The sequence below is a fragment of the Ruegeria sp. BHSB196 genome, from assembly GCF_059613135.1.
Map to the genome: position 1 here is coordinate 70,392 of NZ_JBXWRY010000005.1, position 11,828 is coordinate 82,219.

An 11,828-nucleotide genomic window follows, 5' to 3' on the forward strand; every position below is an offset into this window, starting at 1 on the left:
AGGCCACCATGTCCAGACCCTGCATCATCTGCGTCGCCATCACGGGATCGGTGCCCACCAAGGAAAACAACCCGGCGGTTCCGATCTCGGTCGCGGAACAGATCGAAAGCACGCATGAGGCGTTCGAGGCCGGCGCTTCGATCGCCCATTGCCACGTCCGCAACGACGACCAGACCCCCACCAGCGACCCCGAGAAATTCGCCCGGCTCAAGGAAGGGCTGGAAAGGCACTGCCCCGGCATGATCGTCCAGTTCTCGACCGGCGGCCGGTCGGGCGCGGGGCAGGCGCGCGGCGGGATGCTGCCGCTGAGGCCGGACATGGCCTCGCTCTCGGTGGGTTCGAACAACTTCCCGACCCGCGTCTACGAGAACCCGCCCGAGCTGGTGGACTGGCTGGCCGGCGAAATGCGCCGATACGAGATCACCCCGGAAATCGAGGCGTTCGACCTCAGCCACATCCTGCAGGCCATCCGCCTGCACGGACAGGGAGCATTGTACGGCAGGCTGTATGTCCAGTTCGTCATGGGGGTCAAGAACGCCATGCCGGCGGACCGCGACGTGTTCGATTTCTACGTGCAGATCATGAAGACCCGTGCGCCCGAGGCCGAATGGTGCGCCGCGGGCATCGGCGCCAACCAGATCGCCGTCAACGAATGGGCCATCGCCGCCGGTGGACACACCCGCACCGGGCTGGAAGACAACGTGCGGCTGGATCGGGACACGCTGGCGCCTTCCAACGCCGCGCTCGTACGCCGCGCCGCGGAGCTCTGCGAGAAATACGAACGCCCCGTTGCGACCTGGCAGCAGGCGCGGGAGATCCTCGGGCTGCGGCCGCACTGACCGGCACGAGGCATCGGACGACCTCAGCCCGGATCGACGAAGGGCTGCAGGCTTTCAACGAACTCGTCGAGAAAGTCCAGCGCCAGCAGCGATCGCGTGCCCGCGATCGGCTTCAGGATCGACAGGCGGTGCGGGATGCGCGGTTCGAACTCGCGGATCTCCAGCCCCTGACCCCGGAACGGCTCGGCGTCCAGCGCGCTGACCACCGACACCCCCTGCCCCTGCCCGACGATCATGCAGGCGGTGGTGAACTGCCGCACTTCGATCCAGGAATTGATCAGCGCGCCGTAATCCGAGAACGCCTTGGTCAGATGCCCGAAAAAGGCGCTGTCGCGCCGGGTGTGGATGATCTTTTCGTCCTGCAGATCCAGCGGACTGATCACCGCCAGCCGGGTCAGCGGGTGGTCTTTCGGCAGGACACAGACGGTTCGGATGTTGATGTCTTCGCTTTCCACGGTGGGATGCCCGGTAAAGCCGTCGGTGATCCCGCAATCGTATTGCTCGCCCACGATCCACTCCAGAATGCGCTCGGGCCGGTCCGGCTCGAGCGTCACCGTCACACCCGGCCGCTCTTCGAGAAACGCGGCCAGAACCTTGGGCAGATGGTTGGTGGCAAAGCCGGGCAGGCAGGCGATCCGAATGTGGCCGGCGGTACGTTCGGACAGGTCGCGGTTCAGATCCTCCAGATGGCGCAGGCTGTCGAAGATGCGCCCGACCTCGGACAGCAGGTATCGCGCCTCGCTTGTCGGCACCAGCCGCCCGCCCTCGCGCACGAACAGCTCCACTGCGACGGTCTTGGAAAAATCCGACAACAAACGGCTGACCGCGGGCTGTGAAATATCCAGCAGTTCCGCCGCCCGCGTCATCGACCCGGTTTGCGCGACGGCCTGAAACGCCTCGAGTTGCCGCAGTTTGAACTTCATCCCATTGCCCGCATCTGCCCGGTTTTCTCAGTTCCATAATATTTTGTTATGTTCTTTGTCAAAAAACTTTTGCTTGCATTATTTTCGCAGTTGCTCATTTTCTGACTCGCACCAACGCACCGGGAGGTAACAGATGTCTGTCAAATCCACATTTCTTGCATCATCGATCGTGGCGACCATGGCCACGGCCGCATTCGCCCAGACCGAGATTCAATGGTGGCACGCCATGGGCGGCACCAATGGCGAGCGGGTCAACAAGATCGCCGAGGATTTCAACGCCACGCAGGGCGATTACAAGATCGTGCCCGTCTACAAGGGCAACTATACCGAAACCATGACCGCCGCGATCGCGGCCTTCCGCGCCAAGGAGCATCCCGCCATCGTGCAGGTGTTCGAGGTCGGCACCGCCACGATGATGGCCGCCAAGGGCGCGATCTATCCGGTCGAGCAGCTCATGAACGACATGGGCGAGCCGTTTGACGGCGACGCCTTCCTGCCCGCGGTCGTTTCCTACTACGAAACCCCCGAAGGCGAGCTGCTGTCGATGCCCTTCAACAGCTCGACCCCGGTTCTGTGGTACAACAAGGACGCGCTGGACGCCGCCGGCGCCGCGGTTCCGACCACCTGGGCCGAAGTCAGGGACGCCGCGCAGAAGCTGGTGGACAACGGCATGAAATGCGGCTTCTCGTTTGGCTGGCAGTCCTGGGTGATGATCGAGAATTTCTCGGCCTGGCACAACCTGCCGCTCGGCACCGAAGAGAACGGCTTTGGCGGCTTCGGCACCGAATTCACCTTCAACAACGACAAGGTGGCCGCCCGCCTCGATGACGTTGCGGCCATGTCCGACGGCAACCTGTTCGTCTATGGCGGCCGGCGCGGCGACAGCCTGCCGATGTTCACCAATGGCGAATGCGGCATGTGGCTGAACTCCTCGGCCTATTACGGCTCGATGAAGTCGCAGGCCGAGTTCGAATTCGGCCAGACGATGCTGCCGCTGGACACCACGATTGCCGATGCTCCGCAGAACTCGATCATCGGCGGCGCGACCCTGTGGGTGCTGAGCGGCCGCGAAGACGAGGAGTACAAGGGCGTGGCCAAGTTCATGACCTATCTCTCCTCCCCCGAGGTGCAGGCATGGTGGCACCAGGAAACCGGCTATGTTCCGATCACCACCGCCGCCTACGAGCTGTCCAAGGAGCAAGGGTTCTATGACGAGAACCCCGGCACCGACACCGCCATCAAGCAGCTCAGCCTGAACACGCCGACCCCGAACAGCCGTGGCCTGCGGTTCGGCAACTTCGTTCAGGTCCGCGACGTGATCAACGAAGAGATGGAAGAGATCTGGGCCGGCAACAAGACCGCGACCGAGGCGCTGAACGCGGCGGTCGAGCGCGGCAACGACCTGTTGCGCAAGTTCGAGCGTTCGATCAACTGATCCCGACGCAACGACCCACGGCCCCGCGGTTCCTTGCAGCCGCGGGGCCTGATGCAGTCCGGAGCCCGTCATGCTGAAACGCGTGCATTTCCCGACCTCGCCCCTGCCCTATCTGCTGGTGGCGCCGCAGCTCATCATCACCTTCGTCTTCTTCATCTGGCCCGCCAGCCAGGCGCTGTACCAGTCGTTCCTGATCGAGGACGCCTTTGGCCTCGGCACCGAATTCGTCTGGCTGGAGAATTACGAGATTCTGTGGACCGACCCGAGCTATGTCGCGACCTTCTGGCGGACGGCCTATTTCTCGTTCGCCGTGGCGGCACTGTCGATGGTCTTTGCGCTGCTGCTCGCGGGCTTCGCGCAGCGGGTTCTGCGCGGCGCGCTCTTCTACCGCACAATGCTGATCTGGCCCTATGCGGTCGCCCCGGTGCTGGCCGGCGCGCTGTGGGTGTTCATGTTCAACCCCACGCTCGGCATCTTTCCCTATTTCCTGGAATTCCTCGGCATCGAGTGGAACCACTATCTGAACGGCGGGCAGGCCATGCTGCTGGTCATTCTCGCTGCAGCCTGGAAACAGGTCGCCTACAACTTTCTGTTCTACCTCGCCGCGATGCAGTCGATCCCCAACAGCGTGATCGAGGCCGCGGCCATCGACGGCGCCGGTCCTGCCCGCCGGTTCTGGACCATCGTCTTTCCGCTGATCTCGCCGACCACCTTCTTTCTACTGGTGATCAACATGGTCTATGCCTTCTTCGACACTTTCGGGATCATCCATGCGGTGACCCAGGGCGGGCCGGGCTCGGCCACGACGATCCTGGTCTACAAGGTGTACAATGACGGGTTCGTCGGCCTCGACCTCGGCGGGTCGGCGGCGCAGTCGGTCATCCTGATGATCCTCGTCATCGCCATGACGGTGATCCAGTTCCGCTATGTCGAGCGAAAGGTGGAATACTGATGATCGAGAACCGCCCGCTGACCGACATCCTCACCCATCTGGTGCTGATCCTGGGCGTTGCAGCCATCGCGCTGCCGGTCTGGATCACCTTTGTCGCCGCCACCCATGACGAGCTGCGCATGAGCCAGGCTCCCCTGCCCCTCCTGCCAGGCGGCTACCTGTGGGAAAACCTGAAACAGACGCTGTTCGGCGCCGGTCTGCGCGGCACCGAAATCGCCCCGGTCTGGCTGATGCTGCTCAACAGCCTCGCCATGGCGCTGATGATCGCGATCGGCAAGATCGCGATCTCGCTCCTGTCGGCCTTTGCCATCGTCTATTTCAAGTTCCCGTTCCGGATGCTCAGTTTCTGGCTGATCTTCATCACCCTGATGCTGCCGGTCGAGGTGCGCATCCTGCCCACCTTCGAGGTCGTGGCCAATCTTGGGATGCTCAACAGCTACTGGGGCCTGTCGATCCCGCTGATCGCCTCGGCCACCGCCACCTTCATGTTCCGGCAGGTGTTTCTGACGGTGCCGGACGAGCTGTTGGAAAGCGCCCGGGTGGACGGGGCCGGGCCGATGCGGTTCTTCTGGGACATCCTGCTGCCGATGTCGCGCACCAACATCGCGGCGCTGTTCGTGATCCTGTTCATCTATGGCTGGAACCAGTATCTCTGGCCGCTCCTGATCACCACCGACACCTCGATGACCACCATCGTGATGTCGATCAAGCAGATGCTCGAAGCCGCCGAGCAGACCCCGCAATGGAACATCATCATGATGACGGCGATGCTGGCGATGGTACCGCCGATCTTCGTCGTCATCGCAATGCAAAAGCTCTTTGTTCAGGGCTTGACGGAAACCGACAAGTAAGGCGCCCGACATGGCAGAAATCCACCTCCGGGATCTCACCAAATCCTACGGCCCCACCCAGGTGCTGCATCATATCGACGGCGAGATCGCCGATGGAGAGCTGATCGTGATCGTCGGCCCTTCGGGCTGCGGCAAGTCCACGCTGTTGCGGATGATCGCGGGGCTGGAAACCGTCACCTCGGGCGAAATCCGCATCGGCGACCGACGCGTGAACGAGCTGGAACCGGCGCAGCGCGACATCGCCATGGTATTCCAGAACTATGCGCTCTATCCGCATATGTCCGTGCGCGACAACATTTCCTACGGCCTCAGAATCCGCAGACTGCCGCGGGCCGAGATCGACCGCCGCGTCGAAGAAGTTGCCGACATCCTTGAAATCCGCCCCTATCTCGACCGCAAGCCGCGCCAGCTTTCGGGTGGGCAGCGCCAGCGCGTTGCCATGGGCCGCGCCATCGTGCGCGACCCGCAGGTGTTCCTGTTCGACGAGCCGCTGTCGAACCTCGACGCCAAGCTGCGGGTGCAGATGCGGCTGGAGATCCGCAAGCTGCAACAGCGCCTGGGCGTCACCTCGATCTATGTGACCCACGATCAGGTCGAGGCGATGACGCTGGGCGACCGGCTCATGGTTCTCAACGGCGGTTATGTCGAACAGTTCGGAACGCCCATCGAACTTTACGACCGGCCCGCGTCGGTCTTTGTCGCGGGGTTCATCGGCAGCCCGGCGATGAATTTCATTCCTGTGCAGACCGAAGCCGGCCGGGCCACCCTGCCCAACGGGCAGACGCTCGACACCGGCCACCCGCACACGGGCGCCGCGATCCTCGGCGTGCGGCCCGAGCATCTGATTCCGGATGCGGAAGGCCCGATCGCGATCGAGGTCGATCTGCTGGAACAGCTCGGGGCCAACACCCTGTTGCACGGCCGCCTTCAGGGCAGCAGTCAGGAAATCGTCGCCAGTGTTCCGGGCCACGCGCCGGGCGAGGCGGGAACGACGCGCCGATTCTCGGTCGATCCGGGGCTGGTGCATCTTTTCGACCCCGAAACCGAGAAGCGGTTGTGAGCGTCGTGGCGGATTTCCCGCAGATCCGGGCCTTCTCCGGCGATGCGCGGACCATCCGGGTCATCGGGCACCGGGGCGCGCGCGGCATCCTGCCCGAAAACACGCTGGCCGGGTTCGAATTCGCGCTGTCCACCGGGGTGCGGCTGCTGGAGTTTGACGTGGCGATCACCCGCGACGGACTCCCGGTCATTCACCACAACCACCATCTGACCGCCGCTCTTACCCGCGATGCGGCGGGCAACTGGCTGGCGCGCGACGGCGCACGGATTTCCGCCCTCAGCTATGCCGAGCTGTCCCGCTATGACGTGGGTGGGCTGGACGGGCGCAGCGCCTATGGCCAGCGGTTCCCGGATCAGGCCTTCCTGTTCGGCCAGCGCATTCCGCGCTTGGCCGATCTGCTGGCTCTGGCCAGCCAGCCCGAAAACCGGGACGTGCACCTGATGCTCGAAATCAAGTCGGACCCGGAGCTCGGCAACGCCGGCGCGCGGCAGGAGGTGGTTGCGGCCATCGTCACGGATGTGCGCCGCGCCGAGATGAGCGACCGGACCATCCTGCACAGCTTCGACTGGGGGCTGCTGGACGAATGCCGCCGGCAGGCGCCCGAGATGCCCACCTCGTACCTGTCCCAGATGCCCGAAACCCAGGACGATACCGGCGAGGATGCGGCCCGCAAGATCGACCCGGACATCGCCGGGGCGGGCGCGGCGCTCCCCGACCTGGTGCACCGGTCGGGCGGTCAGTTCTGGTGCCCGCGCTATCCCGACATCACCGCCGCGTCCCTTGCCCGCGCCCGCGAACTCGGGCTGTGCGTCGCGGTCTGGACCGTGAACGACCGCGACGATATCGAACGCATGATCGACCTGCGCGTGGATGGCATCGTCACCGACTATCCGGGACGGGTGCAACGCTGCCTGCTGGCGCGCGGCTATCGCTGGAATGAAACGCCGTTGCCCGCCGGTCCTGCCTGACCATGCAGACCGTTCAGGCCGTTCTGGACCGCTACGAATCCCTCCGCCCGCGCCTGCCCGAGAACCGGGCGCACGGCCCGACCGTCGCGATTGCCTCGCTGCTCGATCTCGGGGACCGGGCCGACGCCTTTGTGTTTGACGCCTTCGGCGTGCTCAACCTCGGCGAAACGCCGATCCCCGGCGCGGCGCAGCGCCTGGACCAGCTGCGGCGGCAGGGGCACGCCATCCGTGTCCTGTCCAACGCCGCCAGCCATGACAAGGCCCACAGCGTCCGCAAGTTCCGGGCTTTGGGGTTCGACCTGCGGGACGATGAGATCGTGACCAGCCGCGATGCCATCTTTGCCCATCTCGACGCGCGCCTCTGGGGCGTCATCGCCGCCGAAGACGACCCTCTGGCGGATTTCCCGGCCCCTGCCCTGCGCCTCGGGGACCGGCGCGCCGCCTATGACCGGGCGGAGGGGTTCGTGTTTCTGTCCACCGCCGACTGGAGCGAGGCCCGTCAGTCTCTGCTGGAACGCGCCTTGCAGGCGCACCCGCGCCCGCTGGTCATCGCAAATGCCGATCTGGTGGCTCCGCGCGGCGACCGCCTGACGCTGGAGCCCGGATATTTCGGGCATCGGCTGGTCGATCTGGGCCATGCCGACACCCGGTTCTTCGGCAAGCCCTATCCGGATGTCTACGCCCATGTCGCCCGCACCTTGCCCGGCATCCGCCCCGATCGGATCGTGATGTGCGGGGACTCGCCCCACACCGATATCCTGGGCGCCGCCGCGCAGGGCTGGAAGACCGTGCTTGTCACCCAGGACGGCCTGTTCGCGGGCGCAGACGCCCGCCGGTTCAGTCAAGCCTGCGGCATCCACGCCGACTGGCAGCTGCCGCGTATCTGAGACCCGAAAAACCCCCGAACCCGCACGGGATCGGGGGCACGCCGATCAGCCGTAGCGATAGGGCCGGCCGGCCTTCAGCATGTCGGCATTGTACTGCTTGAAGATCTCGACCACCTTGGCCTTGGTCTCGGACTCGGCGGCGATCTCGTCCCAGAAGGCGACGGCGGCGGCTTCGACCTGCGCCCATTCTTCGTCCGGGATCGAAGTCAGCTGCATCTTGGTGCCGTTCACCCGCAGCGCCGCCTCGCCGCCCCAATACCACCACTGGCGGTAGTAGTGCGACTGCTCGCAGCAGACGCGGAACAGCAGCTGCAGGTCTTCGGGCAGCTCGTTCCAGCGGTCGTTGTTGGCGAAGAAATGCCCGATCCACGCTCCCGAGATGTTGTTGGTCAGGAAATAGTTGGTCACGTCGGCCCAGCCCACCGTGTAGTCCTCGGTGATGCCCGACCAGGCGATGCCGTCCAGCTCACCCGTCTGCACCGCGACCTCGATATCCTCCCATGGCAGCGTCACCGGCACCACGCCGAACTGGCTCAGGAACCGGCCCGCGGTCGGGAAGGTGAAGACGCGCTTGCCTTCCAGATCCTTCAGCGAGTTGATCGGATCCTTGGTGGCGAAATGGCAGGGATCCCAGGCGCCTGCGCTGATGTGCTTGACGCCGACCTTGGAGTACTCCGCATCCCAGATCTCGTTCAGACCGTACTGGTTGAACAGCACCGGCACGTCCAGGCTGTAGCGCGAGGCGAAGGGGAAATAGCCTCCGAACACCGTCACTTCGGTCGGCGAGGCCATCGAGTCGTCATCCGACTGCACCGCGTCGATGGTGCCGCGCTGCATCGCGCGGAACAGTTCGCCCGTCGGCACCAGCTGATCGGCAAAGAACAGTTCGATCTGCATCCGGTCCCCGGCCATCTTGTTGAACATGTCGATGGCGGGCACCACCACATGCTCGGCCAGCGCCGGACCCGCATAGGTCTGCATCCGCCATGTGATCGTCGATTGCGCCAGCGCCGGGGCCGCCAGCGTCGCCGCCGGGGCCGCCGCCGCGCCCTTCAGAAACTTGCGTCTTGTCGTCATTGGTCGTTCTCCCTCTCTCTGTTGGTCTTCTTCACTGTCCCCGCCCGATCGGGGCGAGGTTCCGGAACCCTTCGCGGAGCCTTTGCGGTACATTCTCACGCAGGATGTCGCCATGCGCCAGCACGACGGTCTTTGGCTGCCAGTCGAGCATCCGTCCCAGCGCCCGCGCCAACTGCTGGCGCCGGCCCGCAAAGGACAGCCACATATCCAGCGGCATCCGCCCGTCGGGCGCCACGATCCCGCCCAACCGGGCCAGCGGGCGCAGCCAGAACGGCATCCGTTCGCTGCGCATGTTCTCGATCAGGTCGGTCAGGATCAGAACCTGCGAGGCCCGGTGAAAGAACACGACCTCGCGATGCACCGGGCTGCCCTGCACGATGATCTGATCGATCTCGCCGGCCCAAGCGGCATCGGGCGCCTCCTGCAGGTCGCGGTCGAACCGCACCTGCACGCCCTTCTTGGTCGCGCGCGCGCGCACGCCGGGCGACGCCCAGGCGATGGTGCCGTCCACCGCATCCGCCCAGCCCTGGATATAGGCATAATGGATCCAGTTCGGCGAAACCAGATGACGGATTCTCCCCAAAGCGCGCAATTCCGACTCCAATGCTGCGGAATGCTGAACCGGGGAATGCAGGAACAGGTCGCCGTTCTTCAGGCGCACCACGGTCATCCGGGTCGGAAACGGGATGCCGTAGAACCCGATCTCGGGCCCGTCCGCCAACCAGATGTCCGGGCCCAGCGGCTGGAGAAGTGCGTCAGTTGCCATAGACATACTCCGGCAGCCACAGGGCGATCTGCGGAAAGCTCATGATGATCGCCAGCGCCAGCGCCATGACCAGCACGAAGGGCAGGATCGAGCTGTAGATGTCGCGCAGCGTGATTTCGGGCGGGGCCATGGCCCGCATCAGGAACAGGTTGTAGCCGAAGGGCGGTGTCATATAGGCAATCTGCGTGGTGATCGTATACAGCACACCATACCAGATCAGATCGAAACCCAGCGCATCGACCAGCGGCACGTAGAGCGGCGCCACGATCACCAGCATCGCGGTGTCGTCCAGAAACGTCCCCATCAGGATGAAGCTCAGCTGCATCAGGATCAGGATCATCCACGGGTTCAGCCCCAGGCGCTCGGTGAACAGGTTCTCGATGGCGCGCACGGCGCCCAGCCCGTCGAACACCGCGCCAAAGGCCAGAGCGGCCAGGATGATCCACATGAACATGCAGGAGATGCCCAGGGTGGACCGCACCGAGGTCTCGAACACCGCGCGCGTCATCCGTCCCTTGAGAACCGCCGCGATGAACGCGGTCATCGCCCCGATGGCCGAGCTTTCCACCAGCGAGGTCCAGCCGTTCACGAAGGGAACCATCATCGCCGCAAAGATCGCCAGCGGCAGGACACCCGCGAACAGCAGCCGGTGCTTTTCCTTAAGGAACACGTCCTTGTAGAAGGCCGGGTTGCGCCGCAGCAGAAAGGACAGCGCCCCGACCACCGCGCCGACGCCAAGCGCGGCCTTCGCGGTCAGAACCCCAAAGGCCAGCAGCGCCGGCAACAGAACCAGCCCCAGCAAGACAACATAGTTCAGCCTCAGGGGATGATCCGAGACCTTCTCGTATTCCGCCAGGCTCTCCCGCTCCATCGCACGACCAAGCGCCGGATTCAGCTTGCAGCGCAGCGCGATGTAGAGGATGAACATCGCCGCCATCATCAACCCCGGGATCACGCCGGCCAGCCACAGCTGCCCCACCGGCTGCCGCGCGATCATGGCGTAAAGCACCAGCACCACCGAAGGCGGCACGAGGATGCCCAGCGACGATCCGGCCTGAATGACACCCGTCACCATCCGCTTGTCGTAGCCGCGCCGCAGCAACTCGGGCAGCGCGATGGTGGCTCCGATGGCCATTCCGGCGACGCTCAGCCCGTTCATTGCCGAGATCAGCACCATCAGCCCGATGGTGCCTACGGCCAATCCGCCGTTGAGGCCGCCCATCCAGACGTGAAACATCCGGTAGAGGTCGTCGGCGATCTTGGACTCGGACAGCACATAGCCCATGAAGATGAACATCGGCAGCGTCAGCAGCGGATACCACTTCATCAGCTTCATCGCGGCGGCAAAACCGATGTCGTATCCGCCCCGATCACCCCACAGCAGCAGCGCCGCCACCACCGCCACGAACCCGATCGCACCGAAAACGCGCTGCCCGGTCAGCAGCATCAACATCATCGTGGAGAACATCACGATGGCGATCAGGTCATGGGACATCAGATCGCCTCCCGCGGGATGTCATCCCCGCGAATCCGCAGAATGTCCTTGCACAGTTCCGACACCGCCTGCAGCAGCATCAGGAACAGACCCACCAGCATGATCACCTTGATCGGCCACAGATAAGGCCGCCACGCGGTCGGGCTGCGTTCGCCATATTGCAGCGAATAGCTCAGCGAATCCCAGCCGCCATAGATCAGAACGCCCAGATAGAAGATCAGAAAGAACACCGTAAAGGCATCGGTCCACGCCCGCCGGCGGCTGGACCACTCGCCGTAAAGCAGGTCCATCCGCACGTTCGACCCCATCTGGATCGAATACGGCCCGCCCAGAATATAGTAGGCCACCATCGCGAATTGCGCGACTTCCAGCGTCCACAGCGACGGCAGAAAGAAGGTCTTGGAAATCGACGACCACAGCAGGATGCCCATCATCACGAAGATGCCGTACATCACCACCCGGCCGATCCAGCGGTTCATCCGGTCGATGACCGAGATGTATCTCCGCATCAGGTTCATGCCCGTTTCCCTGTCGTTCTGACCGGCCCTCGCGCGGGGTCGGTTCGTTGGTCCGCG

General features: G+C 64.3%; 12 protein-coding genes. 7 read left to right on the forward strand and 5 right to left on the reverse strand.

Translation table 11 applies throughout. The features are described from left to right. Nucleotides 1–8: 8 nt before the first annotated feature. Nucleotides 9–839 carry a 3-oxoadipate:acetyl-CoA acetyltransferase gene (locus AC2FNJ_RS05105; RefSeq protein ID WP_496762969.1) on the forward strand — a complete coding sequence of 277 codons (831 nt, stop codon included), beginning with the start codon at nucleotides 9–11 and terminating at the stop codon, nucleotides 837–839. 23 nt (nucleotides 840–862) lie between these two features. Here AC2FNJ_RS05105 and AC2FNJ_RS05110 read toward each other — a convergent pair whose 3' ends face one another. Next, nucleotides 863–1,762: a LysR substrate-binding domain-containing protein gene (locus AC2FNJ_RS05110; RefSeq protein ID WP_496762970.1), complete on the reverse strand. Its 900-nt coding sequence runs from the start codon at nucleotides 1,760–1,762 to the stop codon at nucleotides 863–865. A gap of 133 nt (nucleotides 1,763–1,895) precedes the next feature. Between AC2FNJ_RS05110 and ugpB the strand changes: the two genes are divergently transcribed. The 6 genes from ugpB to AC2FNJ_RS05140 all read left to right on the forward strand — a co-directional run bounded on the left by ugpB (nucleotide 1,896) and on the right by AC2FNJ_RS05140 (nucleotide 7,915). Then, entirely contained in the window at nucleotides 1,896–3,197 is a 1,302-nt protein-coding gene (gene ugpB / locus AC2FNJ_RS05115; RefSeq protein ID WP_496762972.1) for a sn-glycerol-3-phosphate ABC transporter substrate-binding protein UgpB, read from the forward strand. 70 nt (nucleotides 3,198–3,267) lie between these two features. Further along, complete coding sequence (gene ugpA, locus AC2FNJ_RS05120; protein ID WP_496762974.1) at nucleotides 3,268–4,149, forward strand: sn-glycerol-3-phosphate ABC transporter permease UgpA; 882 nt, start codon at nucleotides 3,268–3,270, stop codon at nucleotides 4,147–4,149. Next, nucleotides 4,149–5,000: a sn-glycerol-3-phosphate ABC transporter permease UgpE gene (ugpE, locus tag AC2FNJ_RS05125; protein ID WP_496762976.1), complete on the forward strand. Its 852-nt coding sequence runs from the start codon at nucleotides 4,149–4,151 to the stop codon at nucleotides 4,998–5,000. Before ugpA ends, ugpE begins: the two co-directional genes overlap by 1 nt. A gap of 10 nt (nucleotides 5,001–5,010) precedes the next feature. Next, nucleotides 5,011–6,060, forward strand: a complete 1,050-nt coding sequence (locus tag AC2FNJ_RS05130) for a sn-glycerol-3-phosphate import ATP-binding protein UgpC (protein ID WP_496762978.1) — start codon at nucleotides 5,011–5,013, stop codon at nucleotides 6,058–6,060. Then, the gene (locus AC2FNJ_RS05135) at nucleotides 6,057–7,028 is read left to right on the forward strand and encodes a glycerophosphodiester phosphodiesterase family protein (protein ID WP_496762980.1); all 972 of its coding nucleotides are present in this window, start codon (nucleotides 6,057–6,059) and stop codon (nucleotides 7,026–7,028) included. Before AC2FNJ_RS05130 ends, AC2FNJ_RS05135 begins: the two co-directional genes overlap by 4 nt. A gap of 2 nt (nucleotides 7,029–7,030) precedes the next feature. After that, nucleotides 7,031–7,915 (forward strand): HAD-IIA family hydrolase, encoded by an 885-nt coding sequence (locus AC2FNJ_RS05140; protein ID WP_496762982.1) that lies wholly within the window; start codon nucleotides 7,031–7,033, stop codon nucleotides 7,913–7,915. 45 nt (nucleotides 7,916–7,960) lie between these two features. On the opposite strand, the gene AC2FNJ_RS05145 is transcribed toward AC2FNJ_RS05140, so the two are convergent. The 4 genes from AC2FNJ_RS05145 to AC2FNJ_RS05160 are packed head-to-tail and all read right to left on the reverse strand — an operon-like array spanning nucleotide 7,961 to nucleotide 11,771. Next, nucleotides 7,961–8,992 (reverse strand): TRAP transporter substrate-binding protein, encoded by a 1,032-nt coding sequence (locus AC2FNJ_RS05145; RefSeq protein ID WP_496762984.1) that lies wholly within the window; start codon nucleotides 8,990–8,992, stop codon nucleotides 7,961–7,963. A gap of 31 nt (nucleotides 8,993–9,023) precedes the next feature. Continuing rightward, nucleotides 9,024–9,758 (reverse strand): DUF4336 domain-containing protein, encoded by a 735-nt coding sequence (locus tag AC2FNJ_RS05150; RefSeq protein WP_496762986.1) that lies wholly within the window; start codon nucleotides 9,756–9,758, stop codon nucleotides 9,024–9,026. Next, entirely contained in the window at nucleotides 9,748–11,253 is a 1,506-nt protein-coding gene (locus tag AC2FNJ_RS05155) for a TRAP transporter large permease (protein ID WP_496762987.1), read from the reverse strand. Before AC2FNJ_RS05155 ends, AC2FNJ_RS05150 begins: the two co-directional genes overlap by 11 nt. Next, nucleotides 11,253–11,771, reverse strand: coding sequence for a TRAP transporter small permease subunit (locus AC2FNJ_RS05160; protein WP_496762989.1), 519 nt, complete (start codon nucleotides 11,769–11,771; stop codon nucleotides 11,253–11,255). Before AC2FNJ_RS05160 ends, AC2FNJ_RS05155 begins: the two co-directional genes overlap by 1 nt. Nucleotides 11,772–11,828 lie beyond the last annotated feature (57 nt).